The 19,992-nt window shown below is 37.5% G+C and carries 13 protein-coding genes and 1 tRNA gene; 10 read left to right on the top strand and 4 right to left on the bottom strand.

Going from position 1 to position 19,992, the window contains the following annotated elements:
- Positions 1-5 precede the first annotated feature (5 nt).
- Positions 6-1,286, top strand: coding sequence for a thioredoxin-like domain-containing protein (locus PQ459_00070; GenBank protein WDF46889.1), 1,281 nt, complete (start codon positions 6-8; stop codon positions 1,284-1,286).
- Positions 1,287-1,332: 46 nt separating this feature from the next.
- Positions 1,333-1,406 (top strand) — tRNA-Met (locus PQ459_00065).
- 274 nt (positions 1,407-1,680) lie between these two features.
- Here the strand turns inward: PQ459_00065 and PQ459_00060 are convergent.
- The 4 genes from PQ459_00060 to PQ459_00045 form a co-directional block, all read right to left on the bottom strand.
- Positions 1,681-2,730 carry a DUF3810 domain-containing protein gene (locus PQ459_00060; GenBank protein ID WDF46888.1) on the bottom strand — a complete coding sequence of 350 codons (1,050 nt, stop codon included), beginning with the start codon at positions 2,728-2,730 and terminating at the stop codon, positions 1,681-1,683.
- Complete coding sequence (locus PQ459_00055; protein WDF46887.1) at positions 2,720-4,168, bottom strand: MFS transporter; 1,449 nt, start codon at positions 4,166-4,168, stop codon at positions 2,720-2,722. The genes PQ459_00060 and PQ459_00055 overlap by 11 nt, the downstream gene beginning before the upstream one ends.
- A gap of 72 nt (positions 4,169-4,240) precedes the next feature.
- Positions 4,241-4,969: a lysophospholipid acyltransferase family protein gene (locus PQ459_00050; GenBank protein WDF46886.1), complete on the bottom strand. Its 729-nt coding sequence runs from the start codon at positions 4,967-4,969 to the stop codon at positions 4,241-4,243.
- Positions 4,970-5,000: 31 nt separating this feature from the next.
- A complete protein-coding gene (locus PQ459_00045; GenBank protein WDF46885.1) occupies positions 5,001-5,459 on the bottom strand; it encodes a GtrA family protein in 459 nt (152 codons plus the stop codon).
- A 262-nt stretch (positions 5,460-5,721) separates the two neighbouring features.
- Here PQ459_00045 and PQ459_00040 point away from each other — a divergent pair, with 262 nt between their 5' ends.
- From PQ459_00040 to PQ459_00005, 8 genes are all read left to right on the top strand, one after another.
- Positions 5,722-5,976: a hypothetical protein gene (locus PQ459_00040; GenBank protein WDF46884.1), complete on the top strand. Its 255-nt coding sequence runs from the start codon at positions 5,722-5,724 to the stop codon at positions 5,974-5,976.
- Positions 5,977-6,030: 54 nt separating this feature from the next.
- On the top strand, positions 6,031-6,891 hold the full coding sequence (locus tag PQ459_00035; GenBank protein ID WDF46883.1) for an ATPase: 861 nt from the start codon (positions 6,031-6,033) through the stop codon (positions 6,889-6,891).
- A gap of 266 nt (positions 6,892-7,157) precedes the next feature.
- On the top strand, positions 7,158-9,440 hold the full coding sequence (locus tag PQ459_00030) for an NADP-dependent malic enzyme (GenBank protein ID WDF46882.1): 2,283 nt from the start codon (positions 7,158-7,160) through the stop codon (positions 9,438-9,440).
- A gap of 106 nt (positions 9,441-9,546) precedes the next feature.
- Complete coding sequence (locus PQ459_00025; protein WDF46881.1) at positions 9,547-10,389, top strand: hypothetical protein; 843 nt, start codon at positions 9,547-9,549, stop codon at positions 10,387-10,389.
- Between the two features lie 202 nt (positions 10,390-10,591).
- Positions 10,592-11,176 carry a Holliday junction branch migration protein RuvA gene (ruvA, locus tag PQ459_00020; protein ID WDF46880.1) on the top strand — a complete coding sequence of 195 codons (585 nt, stop codon included), beginning with the start codon at positions 10,592-10,594 and terminating at the stop codon, positions 11,174-11,176.
- Between the two features lie 42 nt (positions 11,177-11,218).
- On the top strand, positions 11,219-18,358 hold the full coding sequence (gene sprA, locus PQ459_00015; protein ID WDF46879.1) for a cell surface protein SprA: 7,140 nt from the start codon (positions 11,219-11,221) through the stop codon (positions 18,356-18,358).
- A gap of 157 nt (positions 18,359-18,515) precedes the next feature.
- Positions 18,516-18,893, top strand: a complete 378-nt coding sequence (gene gcvH, locus PQ459_00010; protein WDF46878.1) for a glycine cleavage system protein GcvH — start codon at positions 18,516-18,518, stop codon at positions 18,891-18,893.
- Positions 18,894-18,921: 28 nt separating this feature from the next.
- The gene (locus PQ459_00005; protein ID WDF48748.1) at positions 18,922-19,254 is read left to right on the top strand and encodes a VanZ family protein; all 333 of its coding nucleotides are present in this window, start codon (positions 18,922-18,924) and stop codon (positions 19,252-19,254) included.
- The last annotated feature ends 738 nt before the right edge of the window (positions 19,255-19,992 follow it).

Below are 19,992 nucleotides of genomic sequence, written 5' to 3'. Positions count from 1 at the left end.
ACTTTATGAAAAAATTATTATTAGCGAGTGCCATTTTACTATCCACATATTCATTTGCACAGTTTAATGTAAAGGTTGAAATCCCAACCTATCTGGCAGATTCTGAAGTTTATCTTTATGGATTTAATGGTTCTAAAGAGATTCTCTATTCCAAGGCGAAAATATCAGGAAATACAGCTTCGTTTAAAGTTGATAAGCAATACGTAGGAATGATGAGGGCTTTTTTCAAGAAAGCAAATTCTTCTGTGAATATGATTTCTGAAAATAAGGATATTAATTTTAGAATTGAACTTGACTCGAAAAATAAAATATCAAACGTAATTTTCCAGGATCAAGCTAACCTGCTTTTTAGCTCTGAGGTAGAATTGCAAAAGAAACAAGAGTTGATCCTTCCCGCACTGATACAGATTAAAGACTATTACAAGCCATCAGAGAGCTTCTATAAGTCATTAGAAAGCGAAATAAATGTTTTGTCAAACAACGATCTTTCTGCCTATACAAATCATCCTTTCCTGGAGTTTTACAACAAAAATCAAAAGTATTCCAATCAGGAGAAAGTTGCAGAATTGAAGCCAGAGGATTTTATCAACTTCTATTCTAAGTCTGGTGAATATTTGGAAACGTCAACGATTCTAAAACCATCTCTCATCAACTTCCTGAATGTCTCTAAGTCGAATGTCGAAGGAAATGTAGATAAGCTGCTAGATGCTGTCAATTTGGAGACGCCGAGAGGGCAAACCATCTTATCTGAACTCATCGAGATTTTCAGCACTTATGGGATGGATAAGCTAAAGGATAAATATCTTACCCAAGCCAATAATCTCAAATGTACCATCAATGACAGATTGGCTTCGACTATAAAGGCGAATAAGAATACAGAGATTGGTGCCAAGATGCCAAACAATACATTCGTCAACGCCATCCATACCAAAGCTAAATCTCTGTATGATATCAAAGCTTCGAAAAAGATTGTCGTTTTCTGGTCGTCCACGTGTTCTCATTGCGAAGCTGAATTACCTAAGCTTCTGGAGAAGTATGACAAGCTAAAAGCTCAAAATATAGAAATTGTAGGTTTTTCCCTGGATAGCAGTTTAGAAGACTTCAAAGCGAAGGCAAATCTTTATCCGTGGGTCAATGATTCCGAGGGAAAAGGATGGTACAGCTCTTATGGAGATACTTATAACATTGTGGCGACACCAACTTATTTTGTCTTAGATGCTGACAATAAAATCGTTAGCAAACCAAATCACGTGGGAGATGTATTAGATTACTTAAAAGTTAATTAAAAATTTGTGGAAATGCAAAATATCCCTATATTTGCACCACAAAAATGGCGAGGTAGCTCAGTTGGTTAGAGCGCAGGATTCATAACCCTGAGGTCACGGGTTCAATTCCCGTCTTCGCTACTCCTAAAACTCTCTTCTTAATTAAAAGAAGAGAGTTTTTTTTGTTTCAAATTTTAAAATGCTTCAATATGAAGCATTTTATGTAAAGAATAATATTTCTATTGTTTTGATTATTAGAAGCTTTGAATCTTATTTGAATTATTTTCCAAAAACATTTGGAGGTTATGTATGAATGTTGTACTTTTACAGGGCTTTTGAGACAATCACTCAGGAGCAATAAATTTTTTTTCATCATTTGTGTTTTTAGAATCGTACCTCGTGTACGATTCTTTTTTTATGCTTCATAAAGAGCAACAAGGGTGATGAAGTAAGAATAAGTAATGCTGCCATCCTGCTGATTGGATTTTAGGAATAGGTCGTTTGTGAATCCAAAAACATCGGCCAATACACTTTCGTGATTTTTCAAAAACTCGATTTCGCTATTTCTGTCCTTTTTCATTTTGTCGGAATAATTGGATAAAATATTTTTGACAAATGATTCATCTTTGATGGACAGATTTCTCAACAAACTTTTTAAAACATAAAGCTGAGTGCTGTATTTCAAATCTTGATTCTCCGAGTTTTTAGCACACAGATAAGCAATAAAACTGGCTTCCTGTTCGCGGGCAAATCCCATCTGATGCGACATCTCGTGAGCAAGCGTAAAAGGAAGTTGTGTAGAAGGTAAATTGGGGTTGAATTGTGATTCAGCCGTGAAAGGATTATAGTAGCCTAAAATGCCCGTATAATTCATCGCCTGATTGTACAGACTTGGTTTAACAGATAAGATTGCAACGGAATTTTTTGAAGTGATATTTCGCGGCAAATTCTTTTGTTGAGAAAGTATCTCCATCTCAATTTTCTTTAAATCATTAATGATAAAAATTCCTCTCTTGTCTTCAGAAACTTGTTCTCTCGTTTCTTTGCAAAGTGCGAGATATTTGATGGTCAGGTTTTTTAAATCTTGTTCAGTAATATCTTTTTTCGGGAGTTTTTTGATGATGGGAGTTTGGAAATAAAGCATTCCCCAAAAACATTGATAGATGAAGTAGGCAACATTAGTAAAAATAAATAGTTGCTTTAGTGTCTCACTCTTTTTCTTTCTAATAAGATTAATGATTGCAAAGACCAAATACAGTGAAACAAGCGTATAAATAACATCACCAACAGAAAATCCAAACTTCGAAAATAGAAGGACGTGAAAGTTCTTTTTCCATTCAAAAAGATGCGAAAAGAAATCAACGGCGAAATCTATTTTCGATAGGATGTAGAATAACGAAAATTGGGCAACCAGAATGATTGCCCAAAATTTATTTTTAAGAAAGATGTTCTTTTTAGTGTCCACCTGAAACTTTTTTATCAAAACTAATACCTTGGTTTCTTAGGATTCCACTCACTTTCCAAGCATAGAAAGCCAAGTAGGCAAAACATAAAATCCCAACGATATAACTGTGCTGAATTCCAATACTTTCAGAAACCACACCTTGTAGCCAGCTTACAATTCCACCACCCATAATCATCATAATAAGGAAACTGCTTCCTTGACTCGTGTGTTTTCCAAGGCCACTAACTGCCAATGTGAAAATACAAGGCCAAAGCGTACTACAGAACAATCCAACACTGGTGAAAGCGTAGATACTCACGATGCCGTCTGTAAACATTCCAATCGTAATTGCAATGATTCCAAGTGCTGAGAAAATTAATAGCATTCTTGCGGGATTTCCCTTGCTTGCCATATCAGCACCAATCAATACCAAAATGATTAGTCCATAAACATAGAAAGGAGAAAGGTCGTGCTTAGCAACAGCATTTACCAAAAGGAAAACACCGAAAGCTAAATATGGTGCAACGAAACGTAAGATTTTTTGAAGACTCATATTGTCTGTGAAAGCTTCTACAGCACCTGTCCAACGGCCAATCATCAAACTCGCCCAATAAAGCGAAATGAATGGAGAAACTTCTTGCAAAGTATAAAGAACGCCTGTTTGAGAATTCACGATAGTTTCCATATACGCAGGCAAATTACTTGCAGTAGAAACTTCTACACCTACATAGATGAAGATGGCCAGCATTCCCAATAGCAATTGAGGATACTTCAAAGCGGAATTTTTTGCGCCGCCTTCTTCTGTTGCCGTTTCTTCTATGGTCGCTGGATGTTCTGGCAAAGAAGATAATTTAAGCAAAATCGCTACTGCTAAAAATGCTACACCCAAAACCAGGTAAGGGATTTTTACACTTTCGATACTCATATTGGTATTCTCGGAAGCAGCAGAACCAAAGATGGCAAAACTCACGATCAATGGTCCAATAGTGGTTCCAAGATTGTTGATTCCTCCAGCCAAGGTCAATCGCTGAGAACCGGTTGTAATAGGTCCAAGCGCAATTGCCAATGGATTCGCCACAGTTTGTTGTAATGAGAATCCTAATGCTACGGTAAACAATCCGGCAAGCATCAACGGAAAGGATTGAAGATTTGCAGCAGGATAGAATAGTAATGTTCCCAAAGCCGAAATCGTGAGTCCTAACGCCAATCCGTTTTTATAACCAATCTTATTGACCAAATCTTTTCCGATTGCCAATGAAATCAACATATAAATGATGGAACCAACTGTGTAGGCAATGTAGAATGCGACGGACACGAGCTGACTTTGACCTTGTGTCAAATCGAATGCTTTTTTGAAAACTGGAATCAAGATGTCGTTACTTGCCGCGACAAATCCCCAGAAGAAAAAAACGGTGACGAGCGGGATAAACTGTGCCCAATTGGTTTTTTGTGTTTCCATTATTTATTTAATGTTAATTTAAGGTTAATATTCAAAAACAAATGTAAGTAAAAAGTCTTATTGGTAGAATAATTATTTTAATTTCTCAATAAGGGACAATCGCATTTCCTCGTGCGCTTTTTCTTTGAGTTCTTTCAAAGGAGCGTCCGGCGTCAAGATATCATTGAAGAAAATATCAACGCGGCCAGGATATCCTTTTTTATTATCAAAAGGAAACATTTCCTTAAGTCCAACAAAAGTGTAAACGGCAATTGGAAACTGATGTTTGGTAGAAAGGATAAAAGCGCCGTCTTTGAAATCATCAAGAATAATACTCGTGTCATCAGGAACGCCACCTTCTGGGAAGATGACAACGCTTTGTCCGTCCTGCATTCTCTCAGCACATCTTCTGTAAACGTCGGCGCGGCTTCTCGCACTTTTCCGGTCCACCATCACGCAGACTCTTCTGTACACACTTCCAAAAACCGGAATCTTCTCAAGTTCCTTTTTACCAACGTAGCAAAGTGGATGATTGGGGAAAAGGATGCACGGAATCATCACATCCATCAAAGAAGTATGGTTGGAAATGATGACATACGGCTGATTTTTATCGATTTTTTTATCGGTCTTATTAATGATTCGGTAGCGAAAACCAGTGCCGTAGAAAATCCCCATCGCCCAGATGCGGATGAAGAAGTAGCAGGCTTTGTAATCTTCCTTGCGGATGGATAAGAGATAAACTGGGAGAAAAAAAATCAATGTGAAAATAGTCGCCACAACTATCATCCAAAACCGCCAGGCATAAACCAACAAAACCTTCATTTAATAATCTATTTGGTTCAAAAATATGATTTTATCCGTTAAATATCACTTTTTTCTTTACAGAATAATTGAGAAGCGAAACAATCAAGATAGAACTTATTTTACTCATCATTTCTTGAGACAATACATAGAAACCTAAATCCACTGCGTCTTTGAAAACATAATGGTAAAGAATCTGGAACAAAATCAAACTGATAAATGTGGAAACCACCGAAACAGAAATAAAATAAGCGAACTCTTTCCGCTTTGAATGTTTCCCTCGTTCAAACACAAACCAGATGCTCAGAAAATAATTCGTAATGATTCCACAACTTGTAGAGAAAATATTGCTAAACGGATATTTGATTCCGTACAGATTATATTCACTTGCAAACATTTTTGGAAGATAAACGCTTAGGATTTTGAAGCTCCCGATTTCTACAATGGCGCTTAATCCACCAGCGATGATGAAGAGTAGGACTTGTTTGTGACGAAGTAGTAATTGTTTCATTTCGTTTGCAAATTTATACGATTTGTTAAATCTTTTTAAATAATAGTTAAATTATTTTTTTATATCAATATTATTTTTACATTTATTTAATATTAAGGTTTTAGAAAATATCATTGCATATTTAATTATTTTTAGTCTAATTATTTACGGAAATCTTAATATTAATCGATGTTATATTGTACTCCTGGCTCTAGAAATTCAGCCGGGACATTTTTTCATCAGTAGTCAAGGCACCACACTCACAAAATAATTATTACAAAAAATGAAAAATTCTAACAGACCGTACAGAAAATTTCTGCCTCAACAAAAAAAAATAGAGGAATTGGAAAAAAGCAGTTCCAGGTTCAAAAGAATCTATTCAGAATATGAATGGATGTCCGATGAACTCTGGGATATGGAAAGCAACGAGACTGCAGAGAGCATTCCCGACGATTTCATCAATGCCATAAAACTTCAGACTTCCTACCTGGAAGATGAGATAGAAGATTGGTTGGTACAAGACGGCAAATCCACATAATTCTCACAAAATCTTCCCAAAAAATATTACATTAGCGTTTTAAAACATATATATATGATTGCTATTGTTGATGGAGGGTCTACCAAATGCGACTGGGTTATCCTGGAAAATGATGGTACAGAAGTACTCAAGACCGAGACCATCGGTTTCAATCCTAATATTATAAAAGCAGAATTGATTGCGCCCGAAATAGAAAACAATCAGGCACTTTCCAAATTCCACGATTACATAGAAAATATCTTCTTCTACGGCTCCGGCTGCGGAACGCCAGAAAACAGATTGATTGTCGAGCGAGAGATTCAAAAAGTGTTTCTTAATGCGCAGGTCAATATCAAAGAAGACCTTTTGGCGGCGGCGTATGCGGCTTACAGAGGTGTTCCGGCGATTGTCTGCATTCTGGGAACGGGCTCCAATGCGTGCTACTTTGATGGCGAAAAAGTCAAGACAGAATTACCTTCGTTAGGATTTCTCATTGGTGACGAAGGCAGCGGAAGTGCACTCGGAAAGCAATTGGTGCGTCATTATTTTATGAAGAAACTACCGCCAGATCTGCACCAGCAGTTTACTGAGATTTATCAGTTGAACATCGATGATCTGCTCAAAAATATGTACCACAATCCACGGGCGAACGCTTATATGGCAGATTTTACACGCTTCATTGTGGACCGAAAAACGCATCCGTATTTTCAGAATTTCATCTACAAAGAACTCAAGAATTTCCTTGAGTTTCAGGTGATGCCGTACGAAGAGTGTCGCAGCAGCGAGGTCAATTTCATAGGTTCGATTGCCTACTTTTTCGAGGATATTTTACGTGCAGCAGCCTCGGATTTCCATTTGAAAATTGGGACCGTTGTTCAAAAACCGATAGAAAGTCTGGTGAATTATCATCGTGACTATATCATTCCAAAGCTTTAACTTTGCACAAATATTTGGGCGTATCCCTTTGTTTTTGCTGATCACGCGGCGTCTTTAAAACGACAGTTTCGGTCCAGCAAAAAACAAGCGGGCCGGTCTACGGGCAGTCTCTTTTTTCTGTTTTTATCAACCTGAGGTTCTCGAACGACGCTTGTAGAAAAACAGAAAAAGAGCTCCAACAATGCCCTCCGCCCTTACGCAGCAGAGTCATAATAAAAACCTGTGGATCCTATTCAACCAATTGATCCACTCAAAAGAAATTAAAAATGTCAAAAAATTCAAGAGATCAGATCGCTTTCGATAAGGCCGCTTTAGATTATCACAGTCAGGAACCAAAAGGTAAGATCGAAGTCATTCCTTCAAAACCGCATTCATCACAAAGAGATCTTTCGCTGGCTTATTCTCCAGGTGTTGCCGTGCCTTGTATGGCGATCCACGATGATCCTCAAAAAGTTTACGAATATACATCCAAAGGAAATCTAGTTGCCGTGATCTCCAATGGAACAGCCGTTCTAGGTCTAGGTGACATTGGTCCCGAAGCTTCAAAACCAGTAATGGAAGGAAAAGGTTTGCTTTTCAAGATCTTCGCAGGCATCAATGTTTTTGATATTGAGATCAACGAAAAAGATCCAGACAAATTCATCGAAACGGTAAAAGCGATCGCGCCAACGTTCGGAGGAATTAATCTTGAAGATATCAAAGCGCCAGAAGCATTCTATATAGAACAAAGACTGAAAGAAGAATTGGATATTCCATTGATGCACGATGATCAGCACGGAACCGCAATTATCTCCGCAGCCGCTTTGATCAACGCTTTGGAAATTGCAGGAAAGAAAATAGGGGAAGTGAAAATGGTGATCAATGGAGCTGGAGCTGCTGCAGTAGCTTGTGCGAAATTGTACATTTCATTAGGTCTTGATCCAAAAAATATATTGATGTGTGACAGCAAAGGTGTCATCAATCAAAGAAGAGAAAACTTGACACCCGAGAAACTGGATTTCATAGCTCAAACGGATATCGATACTTTGGAAGATGCTATCAAAGGTTCTGATGTTTTCATCGGTTTGTCAAAAGGAAATGTGATGTCTGCAGAGATGTTGCTTTCGATGTCAGAAAATCCGATTGTTTTTGCTTTGGCAAATCCAGATCCTGAGATCAGTTATGATCTGGCATTGGCAACAAGACCAGACGTGATGATGGCAACCGGACGAAGTGACTATCCTAATCAGGTGAACAATGTTCTTGGTTTCCCATACATTTTCCGCGGTGCATTGGATGTTCAGGCAAGAGGAATCAACGAAGCAATGAAGTTGGCAGCAGTTTATGCGTTGGCAGAAATCGCAAAAGAACCAGTTCCTGAAATGGTAAAACTGGCCTACAACGTAACGAATATGAGTTTCGGGAAAGAGTATTTCATCCCGAAACCATTTGATAACAGATTGATCACCAAAGTTTCTATCGCTGTTGCAAAAGCAGCTATGGAAAGTGGGATCGCTGGAAAACCGATCGAGGATTTCGAAGCTTACGAAAATCAATTACTGGACAGAATGGGACGAGATGAAAAACTAGTCCGAATGATGCAAAACCGCGCCAAAGCAAATCCAAAAAGAGTAACGCTTGGAAACGGAGAAGAATACAATATTCTGAAAGCAGCACAGATTCTACAAGAAGAAGGCATTGCTTACCCAAGTCTTTTAGGAAACAAAAAACTCATCAAAGAAAGAATGGCGGAATTTGGGATGGATCTCGATATTCCGATCATCGATCCGAATGATGATGAGAACAAAGAAACGCGTAAGAAATATAGAGAAACCCTTTGGAACAAAAGAAACCGAAAAGGAATCAACGAATATAAAGCGAAACGCTACGTAAGACAACGCGATTACTTCGGTCCATTGATGTTGGAGCACGGTGATACAGATGCATTGATCGTTGGATTTTCGAAAAGTTATGCATCGATCCTGAAACCAGTTCTAGAGATCATCTCCAAAAAACCAGGTGTGAACAAAGTGGCGGCGATGATGATGATCTTGACAGAGAAGAAACCATTATTCTTCGCAGATACTTCCATTAATAAAAATCCTTCCGCAGAAGATCTGGTTGATATTGCAAAAATGGCAGAGATCACGGTGAAGTCTTTTGCGATCGAACCAAGAATTGCAATGTTAGGTTACGAGAACTTCTCCGCAAAAGGAGAATCTTCCAAAAAAGTAGCGGCAGCAGTAAAAATTCTTCACGAGAAATATCCGAAAATGGTCGTTGATGGAGAGATCCAACCAGATTTCGCTTTGAACAGCGACCACTTGGCAGATTATCCATTCTCTAAATTAGGAACAAACCCGGCCAACGTTTTGGTCTTCCCAAATCTTGAAAGTGCAAACCTTTCTTACAAAATCATCAGAGGAATGAAGGCGGCTCAAACCATCGGACCGATCTTGATGGGATTGGATCAGCCAGTTCACGTTCTTCAAATGAGATCGAGTGTGGACGAGATCGTCAATCTTGCTACGATTGCAGTTTTGGACGCACAGACGAAAGAGAAAAAATAAAATAATTTAATACAGAATAAAAAAGCCATTTTAGTTAACTAAGATGGCTTTTTTGTTTTAGTATCTCTATCTTAGTCCTTTCGACATTCATTTTTAAAATTGAAATATGAGTAAAGCCAGATTTATTTTCTTGATGTTTATTTTGATAAGTAGTTTTTTCAATGCTCAGAAAAAATTCTATGGATCTTTGGAAGAGGCGTTCAAAGATCCTCTAAAGGTCAAACAATTATCAATTTCTGATGATGGAAATATTGTAGAACTTCCCGAATCTATTGATCGATTGGTGAATTTGGAAACTCTGATTATTGCCTTTAATCCAAAATTAAAAAGACTTCCGGAGTCACTTGGTCGTTTGCAAAATTTGAGAACGCTCAAAATCGTGGATAATAGATCACTTTCCAAAATTCCCAACTCTATTACTGATTTAAAAAATCTTGAAGAACTCGCCTTCGACCGCTGTCGATTTATAGAATTACCTAAAGATATTGGAAAACTGACCAATTTGAACGATGTTTATTTTACCGGAAACAATTTGACAGCATTACCTGCTTCTTTCTCAAACCTTAAAAATTTGGAAGATCTGTTTCTCGATCATAATCAGTTTGAGGAAATACCTGCTGAAATTGCAAACCTTAAAAAATTGAAGCGAATCAATCTTAATAATAACAAAGTCAAGACGATTCCAAATTTCATTTATGATCTTCCAAACTTGTGGGGTTTGTTTTTGGAAAATAATCAGATCGAGAAAATTGCTCCAGAATTAAATCGATTGAAGAGTTTGAAAGTGCTCGGCTTGGAAAACAACAAGATTTCTTCGTTCAATTTAGACCTTTCGAATTTGGTTTTATTACAATCAATCGACCTAACCAAAAATCCTATTTCGGAAGAGGAGCTGGAAGTTGCCAGAGCAAAATTGGTTTCTGGTAAAATATATTTTAATGAAAAATAAGACAAGTCTATTTTGAATTTTAACATTTAAGTATTTTCACTTTTTGTTCAAATATCTTAAAAAAGCTTAATTAAAAATATGGATGGACGCAAAAGAATAAAATTATTAAAGAAATATTGATAAAAAGCCATTTTAGTTGTTAAGATGGCTTTTTTCTTTGAGTTAATTTATATCTTCGCAAAACCCTAATTTTTGTATTTCAATGATTTATTCTTTAAGAGGTTTGGTTCAGGAACTCACGCCTACTTTTGTCGTCGTGGAAGTTAATGGAATCGGATATTATGTAAGTCTCAGCTTGCAGACTTCCCAAAATTTAAAATTGAATTCTGAAGCTTTTCTATTCATTCAACAGATCATTCGCGAAGATGCGCATCTTCTTTTCGGCTTTTACAGCAAGGAGGAAAAGGAAATGTTCAACCTGTTAATAAGTGTTAACGGTGTTGGTCCTGTGTCAGCGTTAATATTGCTATCTTCGCTCAGCCTGTCCGAGGCTGCAAATGCCATACTTTCTGGCAACAGTGCAGTCATTCAAAAGGTGAAAGGCATAGGTGTGAAAACGGCCGAGCGGATTATCATCGATCTGCGTGATAAGGTTGGCGGATTCAGTATTTCTGAGGAGAAACTTTCTAATTTCGCAAACAATAAAATAAAGAATGAGGCGTTATCTGCTTTAGAAGTTTTAGGTATTTCCAGGAAAGTGAGTGAGAAAATCGCTGATAGAATTTTGAAGCAGAATCCTGAAGTTTCTATAGAAGAATTAGTCAAAGAGATTTTAAAAAACATTTAACATTTGATGATCGTTTATCATCAATTTCTTAAAAAAATATAAGTGAAGAAAAATATTTACCTTTATAAATTAACCCTCCTTTTTTTAGTATTTGTAGGTTTTACAAACATTTACGCCCAAGATAAGCCTTCCGACAGTTTAATAAGTGTCAGGAAAGATTTCAGTCTGGGTGATCCTATTCGGTATGATGCTTTTTACAACATCGGAACAGGAATGTATTATTTGTATCCTAAAGTGGGGAACACTGTAGTTGGCGCTCCAATCGCAATGACGTTTGAAGAATACAAAAACTACACCATGCAGAACAATCTCCGTTCTTATTACCAAGAAAAATCACTTCTCAATGATCTTGGCCGTAGAAAAGATCAGACCGATGCTAAGCAAAAAGGCCTGATTCCGGCAATTACGATCAAAAACAAAATGTTCGAGAATATCTTTGGCAGCAATAAAATCGAGCTTATTCCGCAAGGTTTCGCATCATTTGATTTGGGTGGACTTTATCAGAAAATAGATAATCCGCTAATTCTTCCTCAGAATAGAACCAGTTTTGCGATCAATATCCAACAGAGAATTCAATTGGGAATTACCGGAAAAGTTGGAGAAAATCTTCAGCTGAAAGCCAACTATGATACCCAAAGTGGTTTTGCTTTCGAAAACCGTATGAATATGGTTTGGCAAGCAAAAGGCACCTGGAAAGATCTTATGAACAAAGGTCTCAACGAAAAAGGACAAGATCCTGAAGATAAGATTATCAAAAGGGTAGAAGTTGGTAACATCAGTATGCCACTTGCTACGAGTTTGATCCGTGGCTCCCAATCATTATTTGGTTTGAAAACAGAATTCCAGTTGGGTAAAACGACGGGAACTTTGGTGTTTTCACAGCAGCAGGGTGAGGCCAAAACCATTGTGGCGCAAGGTGGCGGAACGATGAGTACATTCAAGATTAACGCCTTCGATTATGAAGATAATCAGCATTATTATTTAGGACATTATTTCTTAGAGAACTATGATAGATCTTTGGCAAATTATCCATTGATCAATTCCAGAATCAATATTACCAGAATGGAAGTTTGGGTTCTGGATCAAGGTGGAGCGAATCTCGAAAGTCAGAAACCAATCATTGGTATTAGAGATTTGGGAGATCAGCCAGGTGCGACGCCACAAAATGAAAATAATAATTTATACAGTCAGATATCTACGACTTTGGGTTCTTCCAGAGATATCAATACGGCTTACAGTATTTTAGCGGGCAGATCATTTCCCAACGGGGCCGGAACGCCTGAACCTTATACTTCTGGCGAACAATATATCACCAATACAAAAGCAAGGAAACTAAACACCTCGGAATATAAATTCAATTCCCAGTTAGGTTATATGTCATTGAATCAGAGGCTTAATGACAATCAATTCATTGCAGTTTCTTATTCTTACACCATTAATGGATCCAATACTGTTTATAAAGTTGGAGAGTTTTCCGAAGAGAATCCAGTACTGATTACAAAACTTTTGAAGTCAAATGTCACTGTGAAGCCCTCTTCTCCAATGTGGGATTTGATGATGAAGAATATCTATTCTCTCAATTCTAGTCAACTTCAGCCTCAGGATTTCTTGTTGAATGTTAATTTTAGAGATCCAAATTCTGGTGGTAAGGTTAATTATTTACCAGGTGCAATATATGGTAATCCCGCAAATCCTTTTCCATCGGACACAAACTTGCTAAGGTTGTTTAACTGGGATCGTTTGAATGCTAATAATGACTTGCAGAACAATGCAGATGGAACCAAAGGTGATGGGATCTTCGATTTCGTAAACGGAATCACTGTGGATGCTGATAATGGAAAGGTTATTTTTACGAAAGCTGAACCTTTTGGAGGTTATTTGGAAGGGATACTAACCAATCCGGATAAAACACCTTACGTTTTCAATGATCTTTATAATAAACAAAAAGCGGAAGCTTCTGAAAGTGCTCTTGCTCAACGCTATACCATTGAAGGTCGCTATAAAGGCAGTCAGGGACAGGGGATTTCTCTTGGTGCCATCAATGTGCCGCAAGGTTCTGTAAAAGTAACTGCAAACGGCGCACAGTTGGTAGAAGGTGTAGATTACACCGTAGATTACATGCTGGGAACAGTTACAATCATTAATGAAACGGTAAAACAATCCGGACAGGCAATTAATATTTCATTAGAAAATCAATTAACTTTTAATACGCAGAGAAAAAGCTTCTGGGGACTTAATTTAGAGAGAAAATTCAATGAGCATCTGACTGTAGGTGCAACAGTTGTCAACTATTCCGAAAGACCGTTAACACAGAAAGTAAATTACGGACAGGAAGCAGTGAGCAATACAATGGCTGGCTTCAATATGATGTACAATAATGAATTGCCATTCCTGACAAGATTGACAGACAAAATACCATTCGTCAATACAGAAGCACCTTCAAATCTAAACTTCAAGGCAGAAGGCGCTTATCTGATTCCTGGACAGAGTAAGGGAATTAATGATCAATCCTACATTGATGACTTCGAACAGACTACTTCAAAAATATCTTTGAAGGAACCTTCAATGTGGAGTCTAGCTTCCCGACCAGAGAAAAACAAGAATGATGTTATTTTCCCACAAACAGTAACAAATGATAATCTAAATAGCGGATACGGAAGAGGACTTGTCTCTTGGTACACCATCGATCCGAGATTCTACGGCGTTGGCGGGAATGCACCAAACGGAATCAATGCAGCAGCACTGTCCAATTTTGCGTCCAGAAGAGTTCAGATGAAGGAACTTTACAACAACAGAGATTATGTTGCGGGTGAGCAGACTCTTCTTAATACGTTTGATATCACGTATTATCCTGATCAAAGAGGCCCTTATAACGTTAATCCAATCAATGAATCTACATCTCAAAGATGGGCAGGTTTGATGAGACCAATTTCTGTTACCAATTTTGTGACTTCTAATATTGATTATGTTGAGTTCTGGTTGCAGGATCCTCATGCAGACGGCAGTACATTAGGAAATGATCCAAAACTTTTACTTCAATTAGGAAACGTTTCCGAAGATGTCTTGAAAGATGGTAAACTGCAATATGAAAATGGATTGCCAACTGCGAGCGTAACTGCCAATACTTCTGATACCAATTGGGGAACTCAGCCAAATCAATTTCCTATTCTTTATGCATTCTCTTCGGAAGGAGACGAAAGAGCACAGCAGGATCTAGGTTATGATGGTCTTAATGGAACACAGGAGCAGGCTAAATTTGGAGTTGATTTCGTGAATCCTGTAACAAACGAACTGGATCCGGCTTCTGATAACTTTGTGTTCTATTTGTCAGATCAGTTCCAGGGCGATCTTGCATCATCCTTGACGGAGCGTTACAAATATTTCCGCGGACCGGAAGGAAACTCAGCTGCCAATACTCTGGAAGTAGCAACTCAGACTCCGGATGCAGAAGATGTGAACAGAGATTACAATCTGGATCAAACAGAAAATTATAACCAATATACAATCGACCTTTCTCCAACAAGTATGGTTTTGGGAGAAAATAAAATTGTAGATGTAAAAGAAGTAGATGTTAAATTTGAAAACGGACAATCCAAAAAGGTAAAATGGTACTTATTCAGAATTCCGGTAGCGAATTATGATGGAGTAGAGTTTGGGAATGCCAATCCAATTGTTGAAGGTTCAGAACAGTCTGTACTGAACAATGTGAGATTTGCAAGATTATTAATGAAAGGTTTTGAGCAAACGTCTACATTGAGGTTTGGATCATTTGACTTAGTAAGATCAGACTGGAGAAAATATTCAAATAAGATCTTTAGTCCAGTTGTTCCTGTGCAGGAAGAAGGGAATAGCGCAAACGCAAATGTGAACGCTAATTTCGATGTCGGAAGTGTAAACCTTGAGGAAAACGCAAATGGAACGCCACCTTATGTTTTGCCTCCAGGAATTGACAGACAGGTGTTGAGCGGAAATGCAGGTGCACAAAGACAAAACGAGTCTTCTCTATATCTGAAAGTGACAGATCTGAAAGGTGAATCTAGAGGTGTATTCAAAAATACAAGTCTTGATATGCGTCGTTACAAAAAACTACAATTGTTTGTGCACGCAGAGGATTTGCAAAATACGGGTCCGATTCCAACAGATAAAGCCGCCAAATTCTTTATCCGTTTTGGTAGTGATGCCTCGGATAACTACTATGAGTATGAATCAACACTTAATTATACCGCTAAAAATGCAACTTCACCATTGGATATCTGGCCAGCAGATAATGAAGTTAACCTTGAAATTGAGAATTTTGTCAATGGAAAACTGAAGCGTGATGAGCTATTAAGAGCGGGATCTTATAATATTGATGATAGATATTTATATGATGATTATGGCACTGCTGAAGCTGAGAAAAAAATATATATTAAAGGTCGTCCAAGTATTGGTAATATCACCACGATTATGATCGGTGTCAGAAATACCAATCCTGCAACTACGACAGGAAAAGATTTGATATTATGGGTCAATGAGATCCGTCTTTCAGAAATTGAAAATAAAGGTGGCTACGCTGGTAATGCAAGTCTTAACTTCAACCTCGGAGATTTTGCAATGGTGAATGCCAATGCATCTTACGCATCAGTAGGATTTGGCGCGATCGATCAGAAACCATCAGAAAGATCTCAGGATGATAATTCTGCGTTCAGCATCAACACTACTGTGAATGTAGATAAGTTCTTGCCGGAAAAAGCAGGAATGAAAATTCCTTTGAACTATTCTTACACACAGACAATGACCAATCCAAAGTACAACCCATTGGACAATGATGTGGAACTTACCAAGGCACCAAACCAAGATGAACTGAAGAAGGTGGTGAGTACTTACACGCAGCAAAGAAGCATCGGCGTTGTAAACATGAGAAAAGATAGAATGAATCCGGATAAAAAACCGAAATTCTATGATGTAGAAAACTTAAGTGTAACGGCAATTTATAATGATGATTTCTACCGCGACGTTTACACGAAGAGAAATTACAGACAATATCTGAAAGGTTTTGTAGAATATAACTATACCTTCAAACCTTATGTTCTGAAACCATTCAACAAGATGGTCAGCGATACGGCCAAGTCTTACAAATACTTGAGATGGGTTAAAGAATTTAACTTCAATCCGGTTCCGACTAGATTATCTTTCAGAACCATCTTAGACAGAAATTACAATGAATTGGAGTACAGAAATGTGGATGCTTTACTTTCCGGTAATGGAGGTTCAGATTTTGATGTCATCAGAAACAGAAACTTCTTCTTTGGATGGCAGTACAGTTTAGGATTTAATTTTACTAAGTCTCTTAAGCTTGAGATCAATTCCGAAACCAGAACCTTGAATGACCAGATAGATGTGAATTCTATGAATAACAAATCGATCTTCGGTAATCCATTCAGAGCCGGTCGTCCTGTTTTGTACAACCACAGAGCGCAGTTGAATTACAGACTACCGTTCGAATATTTCCCATATTTGGATTTCATTAATGCAGAGTTGAGCTATCAATTCCAATACAACTGGAATGCGAGATCTACAGCCGTGAGAAGTTTCTTGAATCCAGATACTGGACTGAATGATAATCTGGGTAATATGTCCCAGAATACAAATGCAATTGTTGCAACTTCTACAGTAGATATTCCTAAGTTCTTTGGTAAGTTCAGTTACTTTAAAAGGATCAATGACAAAATGCAGAAACGCCGTCAGGAGATAGATTCTCTTAATAATGTTTACAACACAGCATTTACCAAGAAGAATAGCAGATTCAAATTCAAGTCTTACAAGTTCAAAAACAAGTTGTCACCTGTCCAGGCAGTTGCTTATGCTTTAACGTCTTTCAAACAGTTAGACTTTAATTATAATGAAAACAACGGAATTGTGTTGCCAGGGCTATTATCTGCACCTAATTTCTATGGAGTAGGACAGACACTTGGTGGGCCTACAGTTGGATTCTTATTAGGATCTCAGGCAGATATCAGAAGGACTGTGATAGAAAACGGTTGGGTTTCTAATTCGGAATTGATGAATGACGCGTATTCTGAACTCAACAATAGAAACCTTACTGCCAATTTACAAATTATGCCGGCAAATGACCTTAGAATAGATTTCAATGTATTGCAAAACTACAGCAGAAATTACATTCAGGGCGGCTATAATGTGGTGGATATCAATACAGGCTATCGTGGATACAGAGATGCTTTTGGAACAGAGTTGATAACTTACTCCAACACAGCTTGGACTTTCAATACAGCTTTCAAAGATGGAGCAGCACTTTATCAGTCGATCAAAGAAAATGCATTGGCAATTTCTCAGATGTATGAAGGTATCAGAGACAGACAAGGATTCACAGCAGGTTACACAAAAAGTAATACCTATGTTTTGATTCCGGCCTTCAAAGCTGCAATCGAAGGTAAGTCACCGAAACAATTAGGTAATCCTACCAAAGCTGGAACACCGCTTCCAAACTGGAAGTTGGTTTACTCTGGACTTAGAAATCTGCCAATTGTTAATAGCAAGTTCTCTAAATTTGATATCTTACACTCGTACGTTTCTACATTCACAATGTCGGGCGTTCAGTCAAGTATAGATTACTATAACAGAGATTTGACTAATGCAGAAACTGTGTATGACTCCAATGGAAACAGGTACAATCCTTACACATTCTCACAAGTTGGTTATGTAGAATCCTTCTATCCATTGATTGGATTTGATGTCACAATGAGAAACAATATGCAGTTCCGCTTCAATTACAACAGAGACAGAACTTATATGTTAGGGTTGGTTAATACGACATTGACCGAGGAATTAGGAAACGAATTCGTAGTCGGCTACGGTTACATCTTGAAAGATTTGAAAATCCGTCTTAATTATCAGGGCAAATCCAGAGATGTGAAAAGTGATCTTAATATGAGAGCCGATTTATCAATGAGAGATAGTAAAACAACCATTACTAATATTTTGATTGATGACTCTCAGATTACAGGTGGTCAGAAGATTTTCAGTCTCAAATTATCTGCAGACTACAATATGTCTCAAAATCTGAACCTGAAATTCTTCTACGATCAGATGATGACAAAATATAAGATCTCTACAGCATTCCCACTGTCAACTATCCGAGCAGGTATTACCGCAACGTTGACATTTGGAGGATCTGGACAATAACAACTAATATGAAGTTAGTCGAAATCTAATTTCTAAATCTGACTTCTAATATCAAAAAGGGTAAGCATTTTGCTTACTCTTTTTTTTGTAATTTATATTTATTCTATTGTTATATCTTAATTATATAATTAAATTTGCCAAAACCTAATCAAAAGAAATGAACACACCATCAGAATTAAAGTACACCAAAGACCACGAGTGGATCAAAGTTGAAGGCGACACTGCAACCATCGGAATTACAGATTATGCTCAAGGCGAATTGGGAGACATCGTTTTCGTAGATGTTGATACAGTTGACGACGATTTGAATGAAGGCGACGTATTCGGAAGTGTAGAAGCAGTGAAAACAGTTTCCGACCTTTTCCTTCCAATCCCAGGAACAGTTTTAGAAGTAAACGCAGAGTTGGAAGATCAGCCGGAACTACTCAATACAGACCCTTATGGAAAAGGCTGGATCATCAAATTGAAAGTTGCTGAAGATGCAGACTTCGCCAAACTATTATCTGCAGAAGAATACCAAGAAGTTGTTGGATAATCTCATAAACAAATACAGTAAGATCACATTGCCCATTTATTGGGCATTTCTTACTTATATGCTTTTGCGTCCTGGCATGGAGAACAAGGAGTATTTCTTTATGTTCCCACATCTGGACAAACTCATCCACTTCACTATTTTTTTCCTACTCGGATTCTTTTTCCGCGTACGTTTCCCAAAAGTATCCTTGCTTTACTACTTTCTAATTCTCATATCCTATGCATTACTCACCGAGATCCTGCAGGACATTATGAAGTTGGGGCGATCATTGGAACTGTTAGACGCTGTAGCCGATACTTTAGGTTTATCATTCGCATACTATATATATGATAGGTATGTAAAATTCCAAAGCCGGATTTAAAGGTAATTCTAGATTTTCATCCAATCATTTAAGTCGTCTGTAATTTCAAATTGGGCAACTGCCAAAAGCCATTCCATTCCCCACGCTTATTTGTCACCGGGCTATCCGCTACTATCTTTTCCTTTTTTTAGCCATACTTTAAACATATTATATATAAAGAACATTTCTTTATCAAATCATGTTTTCCCAATCCCATCAACAAAAAAAGCAAAAGGATAACCGCTACTATCCCTGTCGCAATCCACTTGATTCAGCCTATCTCTATCGTTTAACGCTATTTAACATAATGTTGGTAACTTTGAAAGCGTATTTATCTTGTTGTTTTACAGTGGTTTAATTAACGTAGTTTTACACAATTGTAAACTCATTGTTAATTGCATTTGCAAGTACAGCTTTTTCCATCCTATATTTGCAGAACCAAAACGAGAGAATTGGCAGCGCAGGAGTCCTATGGGAATTGATATATTTTAAGACTTGTAAAGGGTATTAAATATTTAAAAAAAGACTTGTAGGTTTAAAAAGGAAACTTTATCTTTGCAAACCCAAATCGAGAGATTGGGGAGCGTAGGAGAACGGTTTAAAAGATTATCAAAACACTTTTCGAGTAACGAAAAAAAACTTTAAAAAAGTTTTGGTAGTTTGGAAAAAACTTTTTACTTTTGCACTCGCAAATCAGGGTCAACAATGACAGATTAGAATCCTGAGGAAGCGAACAGAACGCAGTTCATTGACATAACA

The sequence above is a fragment of the Chryseobacterium sp. KACC 21268 genome, assembly GCA_028736075.1.
GTDB lineage: Bacteria > Bacteroidota > Bacteroidia > Flavobacteriales > Weeksellaceae > Epilithonimonas.
This window is presented reverse-complemented; position numbering and strand designations above follow the sequence as displayed.